Origin of the sequence: Vallicoccus soli, from assembly GCF_003594885.1 — a bacterium.
GTDB lineage: Bacteria > Actinomycetota > Actinomycetes > Motilibacterales > Motilibacteraceae > Vallicoccus > Vallicoccus soli.
In genome coordinates this window covers 202424-218518 of the sequence record NZ_QZEZ01000003.1, presented here as the reverse complement: position 1 = coordinate 218518, position 16095 = coordinate 202424, and the positions used below count along the sequence as shown (strand labels likewise).

10 protein-coding genes are annotated in these 16095 nt (G+C 75.8%); 4 read left to right on the top strand and 6 right to left on the bottom strand.

The genetic code is table 11. From position 1 onward, the window contains the following. The first annotated feature begins 83 nt into the window (after positions 1-83). On the top strand, positions 84-3347 hold the full coding sequence (locus D5H78_RS09185; RefSeq protein ID WP_218566418.1) for a S8 family serine peptidase: 3264 nt from the start codon (positions 84-86) through the stop codon (positions 3345-3347). Between the two features lie 90 nt (positions 3348-3437). Here the strand turns inward: D5H78_RS09185 and D5H78_RS09180 are convergent, their stop codons facing one another. The 6 genes from D5H78_RS09180 to D5H78_RS09155 all read right to left on the bottom strand — a co-directional run bounded on the left by D5H78_RS09180 (position 3438) and on the right by D5H78_RS09155 (position 12125). Next, on the bottom strand, positions 3438-3887 hold the full coding sequence (locus D5H78_RS09180; protein ID WP_119950124.1) for a hypothetical protein: 450 nt from the start codon (positions 3885-3887) through the stop codon (positions 3438-3440). Between the two features lie 102 nt (positions 3888-3989). Continuing rightward, on the bottom strand, positions 3990-5633 hold the full coding sequence (locus D5H78_RS09175) for an amidase (RefSeq protein ID WP_119950123.1): 1644 nt from the start codon (positions 5631-5633) through the stop codon (positions 3990-3992). Then, positions 5630-5923 carry a hypothetical protein gene (locus D5H78_RS09170; protein WP_119950122.1) on the bottom strand — a complete coding sequence of 98 codons (294 nt, stop codon included), beginning with the start codon at positions 5921-5923 and terminating at the stop codon, positions 5630-5632. Before D5H78_RS09170 ends, D5H78_RS09175 begins: the two co-directional genes overlap by 4 nt. Positions 5924-6050: 127 nt before the next feature. Next, positions 6051-6881, bottom strand: a complete 831-nt coding sequence (locus D5H78_RS09165; protein WP_119950121.1) for a serine hydrolase — start codon at positions 6879-6881, stop codon at positions 6051-6053. A gap of 103 nt (positions 6882-6984) precedes the next feature. Next, entirely contained in the window at positions 6985-10707 is a 3723-nt protein-coding gene (locus D5H78_RS09160) for a GH116 family glycosyl hydrolase (RefSeq protein ID WP_218566417.1), read from the bottom strand. Between the two features lie 2 nt (positions 10708-10709). Beyond that, on the bottom strand, positions 10710-12125 hold the full coding sequence (locus tag D5H78_RS09155) for an L-fucose/L-arabinose isomerase family protein (protein WP_119950120.1): 1416 nt from the start codon (positions 12123-12125) through the stop codon (positions 10710-10712). A gap of 113 nt (positions 12126-12238) precedes the next feature. On the opposite strand from D5H78_RS09155, the gene D5H78_RS09150 reads away from it, so the two are divergent. From D5H78_RS09150 to D5H78_RS09140, 3 genes are all read left to right on the top strand, one after another. After that, positions 12239-13243: a LacI family DNA-binding transcriptional regulator gene (locus D5H78_RS09150; RefSeq protein ID WP_119950119.1), complete on the top strand. Its 1005-nt coding sequence runs from the start codon at positions 12239-12241 to the stop codon at positions 13241-13243. A gap of 95 nt (positions 13244-13338) precedes the next feature. Next, positions 13339-14931: a sugar ABC transporter ATP-binding protein gene (locus tag D5H78_RS09145; protein ID WP_218566416.1), complete on the top strand. Its 1593-nt coding sequence runs from the start codon at positions 13339-13341 to the stop codon at positions 14929-14931. Continuing rightward, complete coding sequence (locus D5H78_RS09140; protein WP_119950118.1) at positions 14928-16010, top strand: ABC transporter permease; 1083 nt, start codon at positions 14928-14930, stop codon at positions 16008-16010. Before D5H78_RS09145 ends, D5H78_RS09140 begins: the two co-directional genes overlap by 4 nt. Positions 16011-16095 lie beyond the last annotated feature (85 nt).

The following is a 16095-nucleotide window of genomic DNA, read 5'->3' as shown; positions in this document are numbered from 1 at the left end:
TGGGGCAGGGTGCGCTCGACGCCGACCGCTCGGTCGGCGGAGTGCATCGAGGGGGCCCAGGAGTGCCAGGACAAGCAGGACGTGTGATCACCGCGGTGCTCGCGGTGGGAGCGACGGTGGTCGCGGGCGCGGCGGGGGCCGTGCCCGCGACCGCCGCCCCGGCCGCCGCGCCGGAGTCGCTGACCCGCGCGGTGGACCTCCCGCCGGCGGCGGGCAGCACCGCGGCCAAGGAGGGGGCTCAGGCCGAGGGCGCGCTCGGCGCGCAGGACCGCGAGCTCCTCGCGGCCGCGCAGCGCAAGGGCGACGCCACGGTCCGCGTGATGCTCGTGACCGACCCGGAGCGCACCGGCGAGGTCGTCGAGGGCCTCGAGGCCCTCGGCGCCACCGTCGGCTCGCGCTACGACGAGGTCGGGTACGTCCGCGCGACGGTCCCGACCGGCGCGGTGGAGCGCGCGGCGCAGCTGCGCGACGTCGTCGCCGTCGACCTCGACCAGCTGCTGCGCGTGCCGCAGCCGGCGGTCGAGCGCGCGGGCGCGGCGGCCGCGGCGGCGGTCGCGGGCCCCGGCCCGCAGACGCCGGACGCGAACCCGTACATGCCGACCCGCGAGACCAAGGCCGTCACGTTCAAGCAGCAGCACCCCGGGTGGGACGGCCGCGGCGTGACCATCGGCATCCTCGACTCCGGTGTCGACCTCGACCACCCGTCGCTGCAGACGACGTCGACCGGCGAGCGCAAGATCACCGACTGGGTCACCGCGACCGACCCGCTGGTCGAGGGCGACGCCTCCTGGCGCCCGATGCTCACGCAGGTCAGCGGCCCGACGTTCACCTACCAGAGCGCCACGTGGACCGCGCCCGCGGGCACGTACCTCGTCAACCGGTTCGCGGAGGGCGCGACCGCCGGCAGCGAGCTCGGCGGCGACGTCAACCGCGACGGCGACACGAACGACTTCTTCGGCGTCCTCTACCGCCCGAGCGACCACGCCATCTGGGTCGACGTGGACCAGGACAACGACTTCACCGACGAGACGCTCATGCGCCCGTACGGGGAGCAGTACCAGGTCGGGCACTTCGGCACGGACCAGCCGGAGACCGGCGTCCGCGAGCAGGTCCCCTTCGTCGTGGAGTACCGCGAGGACGTCGACCTGGGCCCGGCCGGCCTCACCGGGCAGAGCGCCGACTTCGTCAACATCGGCATCGTGTCGAGCAACCACGGCTCGCACGTCGCCGGCATCACCGCGGCCAACGCCATGTTCGGCGGCGCGATGGACGGCGCTGCCCCCGGCGCGAAGCTCGTCTCCTCGCGCGCCTGCCTCCTCAGCGGCGGCTGCACCGCGGTCGCGCTGACGGAGGGCATGCTCGACCTCGCGGCCAACCGCGGCGTCGACGTCATCAACATGTCGATCGGCGGCCTGCCGGCGCTCAACGACGGCGACAACGCCCGCGCCGAGCTCTACGACCGCATCATCGACCAGTACGGCGTGCAGATCGTCCTGTCCGGCGGCAACTCCGGCCCCGGCCTGAACACCGTCGGCGACCCGGCCGTCTCCTCCGACGCCCTCGCCGTGGCCGCGTCGATCTCCCGCCAGACGTGGAAGGCGAACTACGGCTCCGAGGTCCGCGCGGAGCAGGCGCTGTTCAACTTCTCCTCCCGCGGCCCGAGCGAGGCCGGCGACGTCAAGCCCGACGTCGCGGCGCCCGGCTCGGCCATCTCCACCGTCCCGCTGTGGCAGGCCGGCGGCCCGGTCGCCGAGGCCGGCTACCCGCTGCCGGCGGGCTACGCGATGCTCAACGGCACCTCGATGGCGGCCCCGCAGACCGCCGGCGCCGTCGCGCTGCTGCTCTCCGGGTCGTACGCCAAGGGCCTGCCCGTCACCCCCGCCCAGCTGCGCCAGGCGCTCACCAGCACCGCCCGGCTCATCCCCGGCGTCGGCGTGGACGCGCAGGGCAGCGGCCTCATCGACACGAACGCCGCCTGGCGGATGCTCACCCAGACCGTCGAGGTCCAGGGGTACGAGGTCTCGGCGCCGGTCTGCACCGCGCTGTCCGAGAACCTGCGCGAGCCCGGCGTCGGCGTGGGCGTCTACGACCGCTGCTCCTCCGGGGACGGTGGCGCCGCCCCCGGCGCGACGAAGACGTACACCGTCGAGGTCACCCGCACCTCCGGCCCCGCCGGCAAGCGCGTGCACGACGTCAGCCTCGTCGGGTCGAACGGCGACTTCTCCACCTCGGTGAAGAAGGTGCGCGTGGCCCGCGGCGAGACCGTCGCCGTCGACGTCACCGTACGGGCCCGTGAGGGCGCGCAGAGCGCCCTGCTCCAGCTCGACGACCCGGCCACCACGGGCGCCGACGCGCGGATCATGGTCAGCGTCATCGCGACGGCGCCGCTCACCGGCCCCGGCTACAGCGCCTCGGCGTCCGGCGCGGTCGACCGCAACGGCACCCGCAGCATCTTCGTCGACGTCCCCGAGGGCGCCGACGTGCTCCAGGTCGACCTCGGCGGGGTCGCGACCGGCAGCCAGACCCGCTTCATCGCCTTCAGCCCGTACGGCGTCCCGGTCGAGTCCACCTCGAGCCTGGCCTGCTACACGCGCTTCAGCGACCCGGCGGCCTGCAACCCGGTGACCCGCGCCTACCAGGACCCGATCCCCGGCATCTGGGAGATCGAGGTCGAGTCGCGGCGCACGAGCCCGTTCCTCGAGAACCCCTACCGGGTCACCGCGACGGTCGAGGCCGTCACGGTCGAGCCGGAGGAGCAGACCGTCGAGGCCGGAGCGGTCGGCACGCCCGTCCCGCTCGCGTGGACCGTGACGAACGACCTCGGCCCGGTCACGGTGACCGGCCAGGGCGGCCCGCTCGGCAGCACCCGCGAGGAGCGCCCGAGCATCGCCGACGGCGCCTCGCAGGCGTACGAGGTGGTGGTCCCCGCCGGTGCCACGCAGATGCGGGCGGTCATCGGCAACCCCTCGGACCTCGGCGCGGACCTGGACCTCACGGTCTTCCGCGACGGCGTGCAGGTCGCCCAGCAGGCCGACGGCGACTCCGAGGAGGCCGTGACGGTGAACAACCCGCCGGCCGGCACCTACCGGGTCGTCGTGGACGGCTACTCGGTCCCGGCGGGCACCACCGAGTACGACTACCTCGACGTCTTCACCTCGCCGGCCCTCGGCACCCTCGCGGTGTCCGGCGGCGCGGTCGAGCTGGCGTCGGGCGAGAGCGCCGAGTTCACCGGCACCCTCACCCCGCAGGCCGAGCCGACCGAGGGCCGCGTGCTCTCGGGCGAGGCCCGGTTCCGGAACGAGTCCGGCGCCGTCCTCGGCACCGGCCGCGTGGTGGTCGGCGGCTGAGCGAGCCACCGGGGCTGCACCCGCAGCACCAGCGAGGGCCCCGCGGCGCGCGCCGCGGGGCCCTCGTGCGTCCGCCGCCGGGGCGGGTGGTCAGGGGAGCAGCTCGAGCTCGGTGACCTGGAACGGCGTGCCCTGCTGGCAGGTCGAGAGCAGGTCGGTCTCGACGGTGCCGACGGCCCGGACCCGGGCGCCGGGGGAGACGTCGCGGGCGGGCCCGCCGAGCAGCAGGTACGCCTCGCCGCCGCCCTCCGGCGCCAGGAGCAGGCAGCCCGGCTCGACGCCGGCCTCGACGGTGCCGGTGACCGTCGTGCCCCTCCCCGCCGCCGGCGGGACCGTGAGGTCCTCCGTCTCCGACCCGCCGGGCGTGGCGGTCGGGCCGGGGGTGGCCGGCGGCGTGCCGGGGGCCGGGGTCGCGGCGGCCGTGCCCTCCGGGGCCGCCGGGGCCCCGGAGCCGCCCGACCCGCCGTCGTCGCCGCCGCAGGCGGTGAGGAGCAGCAGCAGCGCCGCTGCCGCGGCCAGGGTGCGTCCGTGGTGGCTCATGGGGAGTGGGACGCGCGCCCGGTGCGGGTGGTTCCGCCCGGCTCGTACGCACGAGGGGCGGCCCGGTCGTCGACCGGACCGCCCCCGGGGCGTGCTGCGCTGCTACTGCGCCTGGCGCGCCGCCTCCAGCGCGTCGAGGCGCAGGGTGCCGGCCGAGCGCTCCGCCGGGGCCCGGCGCGCCTCGGCGCGCCCGGTCGGCGGCAGCGGGGCGCGGCGGGTGTGCCAGTCGGTCACGGCCTGGTAGGCCGCCACGACCTCCAGCAGGCGGTCCTCGGCGTACGGCTGGCCGCCGAGGATCGTCCCGACCGGCAGCGCCGGCGTGCTGCCCGCCGCGGCGGTGAAGCCGATGGGGAAGGCGATCTCGGGCAGCCCGAGGATGTCGAAGGGCACGGGCCCGGTCTGCACGACCACGTCGCAGGCCTCGAAGACCTGGTCCATGGTGCGCTCGAAGAGCACCGTCTTCGCGCGCTGGCCCTTGAGGTACTCGTCGCCGGAGAGCACGAGCCCGCCGAGCCACGCCAGCACCGAGACGCCGAAGAGGCGCAGGTCCTCCTTGAGCCACGGCAGGAACGGCTCCGCGCGCTCCGGCAGGCGCACGTTGTTGAACGCCGAGCCGGTGAGCAGCTCCCACTCGTCCGGGAACGGCACCTCGACGACGGTCGCCCCGGGGATCGAGGCCAGCTGCGCGAGGTACGCCTGCCGGGCCGCGAGGACCTCGCCCTCGACGGCGAGGAAGTCCGGCTGGACGCCGATGCGGGTCCGCCGGCGCAGCGCCGTCGTCCCGCCGCGGCGCACGGGGGTCGCCGCGCGCACCAGGTCCGGCAGCGCGGGCAGTCCCAGCGTGCGGAAGTCCGACGGGTCGGGGCCGGCCATCGCCGTCAGCATGATCGCCGCGTCCATGGCGTCGCGGGCGATCGGGCCCGGGTGGTCGCGGGTGTAGGTGAGCGGGATGATCCCGTGCAGCGACACCCGGCCCATGGTCGGCTTGAGCCCGGTGAGGCCCTGCGCCTCGGCCGGGCCGGTGATCGACCCGCCCGTCTGGGTGCCGATGCTGGACAGCGCCATCCCGACCGCCGTCGCCGTGGCCGAGCCGCTCGACGAGCCCGCCGGGCTGATGTCCGGGTTCGCGGGGGCCCAGGCGTTGAGCGTGGTCACCACGCCGGCCGGGGTCGTCGCGCGCGAGGTGGCCAGCGGGCCCATCTGGGTCTTGCCGACCACGACGCCGCCGGCGCCCTCGAGCCGGGCGACGGCCGTGGCGTCGTACGGGGGCACGAAGTCGGCGAAGATGAACGAGTTCGCCGTGGTGAGGACGCCCTCGGTGAAGTAGTTGTCCTTGATCGCCAGCGGGATGCCGTGCAGCGGGCTCTTCGGCCGGCGGCGGTCGAGCTGCTTCGCCCGCGCCAGCGCCTCGTCGGCGAGCACCGTGTTGAAGGCGCGGTAGGTGCCGTCGTGGGCGGCGATGCGCTCGATGCACGCGCGCACCAGGGCCTGCGACGTCAGCCGTCCCCCGCGGATCGCCGTCGCGGCCTGGCCGACGGTGAGCGAGGCCGGGTCGGCGAGCTCCGCCGCGGACGCCGCCACGTCGGGGGCGCTGCTCGCCGGCGCGGGCGCCGCCTGCGCCACCCCCGGCAGGACGGTGGCTCCGGTGGCGCCGGCCGCGGACAGCGCCGCGAGGCGGGCGAGGAACAGGCGGCGGCTGCTGCCGGCGTCGAGCCCCTCGGGCGTGCGGTCGTCGGTCGCGGTCACGCGAGCCCACCCTTCGTCCAGGCCTGGTAGATCGACGGGTAGAGCGCCGGCGGCGCCACCTGCTGGTCGAGCGCGGGGCTCGCGGCCGGCAGGTCCCAGTCGCTGATCACGGTCGACGTGCCGCGGAGCACGGACCGGAGGTAGGCCAGCGCCGACTCGCGCGAGGGCGACCCGGTGACGGGGTCGCCCGCGCCCGCGGGCAGCTGGTCCAGGTCGACGCCGACGAGCGCCAGGCGCGCGCGGATGAGGGTGTCGAGCTCGGCGTCGGTGGGCGGGGTCGGGTCTGCCACGGCGTCCTCTCGCGGGGCGCGGCGCGGCGCACCCGGCGGGTGCTGTCGGGCCGGCGCGCGCCCCGGGGAGATGCTGGCCGAGGGGTGTGACAGTCCTGTTGCGCCCGGATGTCCGGACCGGCCCGGTTCAGCCCCCGACCGCGGCGCGCAGGGCCCGCCCGTACGCGCCCATCGCGGCGAGCACCGCGTCGCGCGCGGGGACGCCGGGCGACCACCGCGCCGCGACGGCGTACGCGAGCCCGCCGGCCGGCCCGGCGAGGTGACCCGCGTCGACCCGTACGCCCTCGTCGGTGCCGGTCTTGTGCCGCAGCAGCAGGCCGCGGTCCGCCCCCGCGTGCGCGAGCGGGTCGAGCCCCAGCGCCGACGCGACCATGGAGAGGTCGCTGCCGGTGCCCAGCCACCGCAGGACCGCCGCCGACGCGGCAGGGGACACCACCGTGCCGCGGGCGAGGCCGTGCAGCAGCAGGCAGAGCTCGCGCGCGGTGCCGAGCGCGAGCACGGGCGGGTCGCCGGGCCCGCGCGCGTCGCGGACCCGGTCGAGCAGCCGGGTGTCGCGCAGGCCCAGCCGCGCGGCCAGCGCGTCGAGGGCGGGCAGGCCCACGGCGCGCAGCAGCACGTTCGTCGCGAGGTTGTCGCTCACCGCCCCGACGAGGACCGCGAGGTCCTCGACCGGCAGCGCCGCGACGCGCAGGTGCTGCCAGAGCCCGGAGTCCGCCACCGCGTCCGCGGCGGACCGCTCGAGGAGCGCGGTGGGGGGGAGGTCCCCCGCGTCGAGGCGCCGCGCCACCTCGACGAGCAGGAGCAGCTTCGCCGCGCTGGCCACGGGCCCGACGGCGTCGGCCCCGCGGGTCGCGAGCACCGCACCGTCGTCGGCGAGCACGTGGACGGACCACGCGACGCCCGGCACCGGGGCGGGCTGCGGGGGCAGCGGGGGCGGCGGGGGCGGCGGGGGCGGCACGGCCGCACCCTAGGCCCGCCGGGACGCCGGCGGCCGCCGCGCCGGCCGTGCCGGGAGCGCCCCGCGGCGGCCCGACCCCCGTCCGGGCCGCCGCGGGCCGCCGTCAGCGGGACACGACCCGCAGGGTCTGCCCGGCGCGCAGGACCACCTCGTCGTCGAGCGTGACGAGCAGCCGCCGCCCGGTGAGGACCGCGCTGCGCGGGCGCAGCCGCCTCGCCCGGCCGTCCTGGTCGACGAGGTCGACGTCGACGACGAGCCTGCCGCGACCCGGCCGGTCCTCCAGCTCGGTCGCGAGGGTCCGCAGCCGCAGCCGGCCGTGGCGCAGCTCGACCTCGCTGACCTGCCGGGCGCCCGTGCGGCGCTGCGCGTAGCGGCCCCAGCCCTCCGCCGTCGTGAACGCCGCCGCGGCGTCGTGCGGGCGGAGCCGGGGCGCGAAGCCCAGGTGGCCGCGCGGCCCGTGGTGCTCGTAGCCCAGCGCCGACAGGTGCACGGCGTGGCTCATCATCGCCCGCGCGTAGTGGTCGGAGCACTCGACCTCGTTGTAGGGGTTGCGCTCCTGCGCCGAGTGCCGGTCGTGCACCGCCCGCTCCACCGCCAGCGCCTCGTCGACCATGCCCTCGGCCATGAGGTGCGCGGCGAACTGGTGCTCCAGCCCCGTCCACACCTCGTTGAAGTAGCCGACGGCGAAGGGCTCGCCACCGCCCGGGGCGAGCTCCGCGCCCCCGTACGGCCACGTGCACAGCAGCGTCCCCGCCTCGCCCTGCTCGCTGAAGACCCGCCCGCCGGGGATCCCCGACACCTCCGCGTAGCCCGAGGCGTCGGGGAGGAAGTTGTAGCGGTACAAGCTGGCAAGCGCTGTCCGCGTCTTGGCCGCGTCGAAGACCCGTGGCAGCCCGAGCTGCCAGGCGTAGCTCTGGCCGAAGAGCTGGTCCAGGTGGCAGCCGCGGTTCGCGTTGATCGCGTCGGCGTGCTCGGGGTCGAGGTGCTGCTCGTAGTAGCCGTAGCGCGCGTTCCACAGCGCCGCGTCGAGGTGGCGGGAGCCGCGGTCGGCGAGGTCGCGGCACCGGGTCGCGAAGGCCCGGTCCCCGACGTCGTCGGCCATCTCCGCCGCCGCCCGCAGCGCGGCGACGTAGAGGCCGCTGATCCAGGGGATCTCGCCGTACCAGGTGGCGTCGAGGGTGTTGTACTGCTCGCGCTCCAGGATCCCGTCCGGCTCGCCGTCGTGCGCGACGAGGTGCTCGGTGGCCTTGCGCACCCGGGGCCAGACCCGCCGCAGGAACGCGTCGTCGGGCGCCATCTGGTGCTCGCGGTAGGTCCTCAGCACGTTGCCGCACTGGCCGTCGTGGGCGACGTGCCGGGCGAACTCGCCGCGGTAGTCGATCGCGCCCGTGTCCTCGTGGAACGCGATGCCGAGGTCGACGCGCTCACGGGTGTCGCGCTCCAGCCCGGGGAAGAGCCGCGCCACGGACTGCGCGTAGTTCCACACGTGGGTGCACGTGCCCTCGCAGCAGTAGATGCCCTCCCAGGCGTAGAAGCGCCCGTCCTGGAACCGGTAGCAGGTACCCGTCGCGAGGGTGGAGGCGTTGATGAGCGTGCGCTCGAGGAACCAGTGCGGGAACGTGGAGTCGTCGTACCAGGTCCGCGAGAAGAGGTGCGTCGCGGCCGACAGCCGCCCGCCCTCGGTCGCGAGGTGCCGGGCCACCGCCGCCGCGTCCTCGTACGCCTCGCCGTAGTGCCTGCGCAGCCCTGCCGCACCCTCCAGCGCGGAGAACATCGAGCGGGCCACGACCGGGAAGTGCCACGCCAGCGCGAAGCGCACCGTCGCCGACGCGCCGGGTGCCAGGTCCAGCGGTACGACGACCGCCCCGGCCGGTCGCGCCCGCGCACCCCGCGCCTCGGTCGGTCCGGCCGCCCCGTCGAACCAGCCGGCGGGGTCGTCCCACTCGGCCAGCGAGGCGGTGCAGCGGGCGGCCGGGTGCAGCGCCGCGAGGGCGAACGACCCGACGTCCGGCAGCTCCTCCAACGGGCGCGGGTCGACCGGCTCGTCGGTGAACCAGATGCGGTCCACGTTGACGTGCCCCCAGCCCCCCGTCGCCTCGTCGACGACCTCGAGGCGGGCCGTCGCACCCTCGTGCGCACCGACGTCCAGCCCGGTGGCGAGCAGGGTCTCGGCGTCGCGGCCCCGAGCCGTCGCCACCACCGCGCCGTCGACCACGACGTCCACCCGGGTGCCCGCGCCGGCCCCGCCACCGATGCGCACGGCCACGTAGCGCCGCTCCACGACGAAGTCGGGGCTGGTGAGCCGGCCGGTCTCGGCGTCGGCGGCGGCCGCGTCACCGCCGGCCCGCCAGTGGTGCGAGGTCACGAACCGGCCGCTGACCCCGAGCGGGCCGCTGCGCCGGAAGTAGTCCGGGGTCTCCGCCTCGGTGACCGGCCCGGCGCCGAACGCGGTGCCGCTCACGGTCCAGGCGCCGAAGCCGGCGCCGTCCCACTCCTCGAAGACGACGTCCGGCCGGGCCGGCGGTCGGTCGGTCAGGACGATCCGGTCGACGTTGACGTGCGCCCAGTCGCCCTCGGCGTCGTCGACGACCCGGACGACGGCGGTGCGGCCCTCGTACGCCGACAGGTCGAGCCGCTGCAGGCGCATGACCTCGCTCGCCGCGCCGGTGGCGCTCGCGACGACCTCGCCGTCCACGAGCACCTCGACGCAGGTGCGCCCCGGGTGGGGGCCGCCGCCGACCCGGACGAGGAGCGCGCTGCGCTCGACGGCGAAGGGCGGGCTGGTGAGGCGCCCCCGGTGCGCGTCGGCCTCCGGGATGCCGCCTCCCGCGCGGAAGTGGTGCGAGGTGACGAAGCGGCTGCCGGTGACGCCCAGCGAGCCCTCGCGGGTCATGTAGCCCGGGACCTGGTCGAGGCGCACCGGCCCGTCCCCGAACGCGGTGCCCTCGACCGTCCAGCCGCCCCAGCCCTCGCGCTCCCAGTCCTCCACGACGATGTCCGGTCGACCCGACGGCGTGTCCTCGGCGGCCCGGTGGACGACGGCCCGGCCGACCGGCAGGTCCTGCGGCTCCGAGCGCAGCAGCAGGGGCTGGCGGGTCCTGCTCTGCAGCCCGACCGGGTTCTCGGCCAGGCCCGCCAGCTCCACCCGCAGGCGCCGGCCCGAGGTGTTGCGCACGGTGTACTCGAGGACGGTCGCCGGCAGCGACGAGTCCTCGACCTCGGTCGGGACGAACGGCGAGAACGCGTCGAGCCGCACCTCCAGCGGCGCGTCGGCGTCGCGGAAGGTCGTCGTGCCGACCGGGTAGCGGGCCCGGAAGCGGACGTCGCGGAAGCCCTCGTCGTCGAGCGTGCGGGTGGTGGTGCCCGCGCCGTGCCCCCACCGGACGGCGAACCCGGTGCGGAAGGGCGAGGACACGGTGAGCGGCTGCGCGTAGTGGACGCCCTGCCAGTCCGCGCCGCCGTACGGGGAGCCGGCGGGGTTGAAGACGTCCCACAGCCAGAGCCGCCCGTCGCCGGAGAGGTAGACCTGCCCCGCGCAGGCGCCGCCCACCGGCATCCCGATCCGGCGCAGCGCCGCGCCGGCGTACTCGGTGGGGCGCCCCCGCTCCGCGAGGCCGTCGAGCGCCGCGCGGTCGAGCCCCTTGTCCGGCGGCACCGCGACGGCCCCGTCGGGGGGGAGGCCGAGGGCGGCGACCGCCCCCGCGGCGACCCCGAGGAAGCCGCGCCGGCTGAGCCCGACGACCTCGGGCCCGGGCGCGCAGGCCCCGCCGCCGCAGCACCCCGTACCGGCGGGGCTCGTCGTCCCCGCCACGGTCCCGGTGTCCACCGTCAGCCCCGCGTGAACTCGTCGAGCTCCACGTCGAGCATGCGCGCGACGGCGCGCAGCTCGGCGGTGACGTCCCCGGGCACCGCGTGGATGTGGTTGGCGCCGAAGCGCGACAGGAAGTCACCGCCCTCGGCGTCGAGCCGGGCGAAGGCGTGCGGCCACTCGTAGGTGGACATCCGCATGAGGCGCTCGTTGGTCTCGTCGTCGTACGTCTCGAACGCGCCCTTCATGAGGTGCAGCCGGTAGCGCCCCTCCTTGCGCGTGAACCGGGCGAGGGTCATCTCGCCGGGGGCGGCGAGGTGGTGCACCGACGCGCCACCGGCCGGGAAGAAGAAGACCTCCGGGTAGAGGTGCACCTTCGACAGGTTCTCCGTCGGGTCGTCGCTGCGCGCCGCGTACCAGGTGGCGTGCTGGCCGGAGTTGCACAGGTCCCAGACGTCGAGGTCGGTGTGGTAGTGCCGCACGTCGGCGAACAGCACGGGCAGCCCGCCGGTCACGTGCTTCATCACCTGCATCGTCAGCGCGGCGTCCATGTCGGACTCGGTGGCGCAGACGTGGGTCTCCTTCGGCCCGTTCCAGTCGTACGGGTCGTTGAGCAGCGCCTCGGCGACGTCCATCGTCGCGAAGTGCCCGGTGAGCTCGGGCTGGCCCTTGATGCCGGAGAAGTCCAGGTTCCACTCGCGGACGAGGTCCTGCACCGCGAGGTACGACCGCAGCTGCCGCTCGAGGAGCTCGGGGGTGAGCCGGTCGCCGTCGTAGTGCACGCCGGCCGCGTTCTTCTCCAGCCACTCGCGCCCGGCCGCGGCCTCGGCCGCGTCGACGAGCTCGCTGCGGCGCACGACCTCCCACTGGTCGATCTCCTCGACGTCGATGCCGAAGAGCTTCTGCCACTGGTCCGTCGCGGACACCGCGGTGTTCATGCCCATGGGCCGCCCGCCGATCCGCCCGAAGGTGGAGCCGCGCAGGCGCGACACCGCGGACGCCGCCCGGGCGCGGCTCGCGATCTGCGCCACGAGGGCCTCGTCGGGCTCGCCCCAGAGCCGGTCGTGGACCCGCCCGACCTGGTCGAGCGCCCCGCCGCCGGCGAGCATGCCGACCATGCCCGGCTGCACGGGGTCGATGTTGGAGAGCAGGAGCAGGGGCGAGCGGGTCTCGCCGGCCGCCAGCATGGTGAAGTGGGGGAACGCCCAGACGCAGTAGTGGAAGACCGTGAGGTCCACGCCCTGGGCCGCCACCTCGCGGGCCATGCGGACCGCCCCGGTGTTCGAGTCGAGCGGCCCCTCGGCGCGCACGACGTCGTGACCGGCCGCCTGCAGCGCGGCGGCCAGGCGGTCCTCGTTGGTCCGGATGAAGTCCGCGATGTCCCGCTGAACGTAGTCCCGTCCGTCGGACATGCTGAGGATGCCGATGCGCGCCATCGCGCCTCCCGGTCTGTCGTGCCGCACTCGGTGGAGCGGCGCCAGAAATCGATTGCTGCAGGCTAGGATCACCCGCCAGGGGCGTCAAGGGTGCGCCCGTGCGGAGGTGCGGGGTGGCGACGATCCAGGACGTGGCCCGGCGGGCGGGCGTCAGTGCCGCCACGGTCTCGCGGGCGCTCAACAGCGTCGGCCGGGTGGACCCCGAGCTCGTGCGGCGCGCGCGGCAGGCGGCCGAGGAGCTCGGCTACCGCCCGAACGCCGTGGCGCGGAACCTCCGCCGGCAGCGGACGGCGATCTGGGTCCTCGTCATCAGCGACGTCGAGAACCCGTTCTTCACCCGGATGGCGCGCGGCGTCGAGGACGTCGCCGCCGCTGCGGGCTACTCGCTCGTGCTCTGCAACACCGACGAGGACCTGGTCAAGGAGCAGCGCTACATCGGCGTGGCGGACCAGGAGCAGGCCGCGGGCGTCATCATCTCGCCCACGAGCCACGCGACCGACGTGAGCCGGATCCGCGACCGGGGCATCCCCGTCGTGGCGGTCGACCGGACGATGGACGGCCAGCTGGACAGCGTGGTGGTCGACTCGCGCTCCTCCGCCCGCGAGGCCACCGAGCACCTGCTGGCGCAGGGCTGGCGCCGGGTCGCCTGCATCACCGGGCCCAAGGGCGCCGCGACGGCGGACGAGCGCCTGCGCGGCTACTGCGACGCGCTGCCCCCGACCCGCGGAGGGGGGAGGCCGCGCGGCGTCGTGCGCCACAGCACGTTCAAGGCCGAGGGCGGACGGGCCGCTGCGGCGTCGCTGCTCGACGCCGCAGCGCCGCCCGACGCGATCTTCGTCGCCAACAACCAGATGGCCGTGGGTGTCCTCGCCGAGCTGCGGGCGCGGGGGGTGCGGCCCGGGCGCGACCTGGGGGTCGTGGCCTTCGACGACCCGCCGTGGGCCGAGCTCGTCGACCCGCCGCTCACGGGCATCGCGCAGCCGTCGTACGAGATCGGCGCGGCGGCGGCGCGGGTCCTGCGCGACCGGCTCGCCGGCACGCTCGGCGGCCCCGCGCGCGAGGAGGTCCTGCCCGCCCGCCTGGTGGTGCGCGAGAGCAGCCTGCGCCGCCCTGCCTGAGGCCGGCCCGGACCGCTCGCCCGAACCCCTTGACGCCCGCGCGGCGCCGACCTAAGTTCCCGAGCAATCGATTTCTCAAGGACGAGGAGGCGGGTGTGAGCATCGACGCGGCGGCCGCCGGGGCCCGGCACGAGGAGTCCGCCGGCGACGTCGGCGCCCTGCTGCGGATGCACGGCGTCTCGAAGTCGTTCGGCGGGGTGCACGCGCTGCGCGACGCCCACCTGGAGGTCCGCCGCGGCGAGGTCCACGCCCTGCTCGGCCAGAACGGCGCCGGCAAGTCCACCCTGGTGAACATCCTGTCGGGGGTGTACGTCGACTACGGCGGCGAGGTGAGCATCGACGGGCGCCCGGTGTCCTTCCGCAGCCCCGCCGAGGCGCAGGCGGCGGGCGTGGCGACGATCCACCAGGAGCTCGACCTGGTGCCCGAGATGACCGTGGCCGAGAACCTCTTCCTGGGGCGCGAGCCGCGCACCCGGTGGGGCACCTGCGACCGGCGGCGCATGGCGCGGGACGCGCGGGGGCTCCTCGCGGCGGCGGGCGTGGACCTGCAGCCGGGCCGGCGCATCTCCTCGCTGCGGGTGGGGGAGCAGCAGCTCGTCGAGATCGCCAAGGCGCTCTCGCTCGACGCCCGCATCCTCATCATGGACGAGCCCACCTCGGCACTGGCCGACGCCGAGGTGCGTCGCCTCTTCGACGTGGTGCGCGACCTGAAGCGGCGCGGCGTCAGCGTCATCTACATCTCCCACCGGCTCGAGGAGCTCGCGGAGATCGCCGACCGCGCGACGGTCATGCGCGACGGCACCGTGGTCGGCACCGTCGACGTGCCGACGACGCCCGCCGGCACGCTGATCCAGCTCATGGTCGGGCAGCGGATGGAGCAGCTCTTCCCCTCGACCGGGACCGAGCCGGGGGAGCCGCTGCTCGTCGTGGACCGCCTGACGGTCACCCCTCGCCGCCCCGAGCAGGGCCGCCGCGAGCCGCAGGACGTCTCCCTCGTCGTGCGCGCCGGTGAGGTCGTCGGGCTGGCGGGGCTCATGGGGTCCGGGCGCACGGAGCTGCTCGAGACGCTCTTCGGCACGGGGCCCGCGGGCACCCGCACGGGCACCGTGACCCTCGACGGGCAGCCGCTCGAGCCGGCCGGGCCGCGCGACGCGATCGCCCGCGGCGTGGCCCTCGTGACCGAGGACCGCAAGGTCTCGGGCCTCGCGCTGGGGCAGTCGGTCCGCTCGAACATGACCATCGCCGCGCTCGGGCGGGTCAGCCGCGGCGGCGTCGTCCGGGCCGGCGAGGAGCGGCGCCGCGTCGCGCGCATGGCCGAGCACCTGCGGCTCAAGGCCGCCTCGCAGTCCGTCGCGGTCGGCACCCTGTCCGGGGGCAACCAGCAGAAGGTCATCTTCGGGCGCCAGCTCATGACGGAGCCGCGGCTCCTGCTGCTCGACGAGCCCACGCGCGGCGTCGACGTCGGGGCGAAGGCCGAGATCTACCGCCTCCTCGCCGAGCTCGCCGAGCGCGGCATCGGCGTCCTCATGGCCTCCTCGGAGCTGCCCGAGCTCCTCGGGACCTGCCACCGCATCGTCGTGCTGCACGAGGGCCGCGTCGTCGCGGACCTCGACAGCCGCACGACGACGCAGGAGGAGGTCCTCGCGGCGGCCACCACCTCGAACGACACGACCCGGGAGCAGGCATGAGCACGACGAGCGTCGAGCCCCAGCGGGACCTCGGACCCGACGACGAGCAGCCGCGCGGCAGCGCCCGCGCGGCACTGGCCGCCGGGGTGCCGCGGGACCGGCGCGGCTGGGTGGACCTGGTGTTCCGGCTGCAGAGCCTCTTCGGGCTGCTGCTGGTGTTCGCCGCGGCGGTGGTCTTCTCGCCGCGGCGCAACGGCGAGGTGCTCTTCCTCGACCCGACGAACATCGCCAACGTCGTCCGCGCCACCTCGGTGATCGGGATCATCGCGGTGGGCATGACCTTCGTGATCCTCGTCGGGGGGATCGACCTCTCGGTCGGCGCGGTCCTCGGCCTCGCGGCGACCGGCACCGCCGCACTGCTCGTGAACTCCGACCAGGGCGTGCTCGTCACGTGCCTCGTCGTGCTCGCGATCGGGCTCGTCGTCGGCGTCGCCCAGGGCCTCATCTCCACCAAGCTCGGCATCCAGTCGTTCATCGTCACGCTCGCCGGCCTGCAGATCGCCCGCGGCCTGGCCCGCATGTGGTCCGGCGGCCAGGGCATCCCGCTCGCGTACGGCGACGGACCGGACCTGGCGCCGGACTCCTTCTCGGTCCTCAACTCGCGCGTCCTCGGCGGCACGGTGCCCGTGCCCGCGCTGATCTTCGTCGTGGTGGCCGCCGTCGCCATCTGGGTGCTGCGCCGCACGACGTTCGCCCGCCACGTGTACGCCATCGGCGGCAACGAGCGCGCGGCCCGCCTGTCCGGCGTCCCGGTCGTCCGGGTCAAGGTGGCCGTCTTCGCCATCTCCGGCGTCCTGGCCGCCCTCGCCGGCATCGTCCACGCCGGGCAGCTCAACCAGGGGAGCCCCAACGCCGGGATCGGCTACGAGCTCAACGCCATCGCCGCCGTCGTCATCGGCGGCACCAGCCTCATGGGCGGCAGCGGCACCGTCGTCGGGACCGTCGCCGGCGCCCTCCTGCTCGGCATCCTCAACAACGTCCTGGCCCTCAACAACATCGACGCCAACATCCAGCTGCTGACGACCGGCGTCGTGATCATCATCGCCGTCGCCCTGCAGTCGGTCCGCCGCCGCGTCTGAGCCGCCGACGCAGCGGCCCGCGCCGCGGCCTCGTGCCGCAGCGCCGGCGCCGCACGCCCCCACCACCGCACCACCGCCCGTCCCG

Excerpts from the sequence above, each read along its gene's own strand:
- D5H78_RS09155 (WP_119950120.1), bottom strand. The coding sequence starts at position 12,125 with ATGGCGCGCATCGGCATCCTCAGCATGTCCGACGGACGGGACTACGTT.
- D5H78_RS09140 (WP_119950118.1), top strand. The coding sequence starts at position 14,928 with ATGAGCACGACGAGCGTCGAGCCCCAGCGGGACCTCGGACCCGACGAC.
- D5H78_RS09180 (WP_119950124.1), bottom strand. The coding sequence starts at position 3,887 with ATGAGCCACCACGGACGCACCCTGGCCGCGGCAGCGGCGCTGCTGCTG.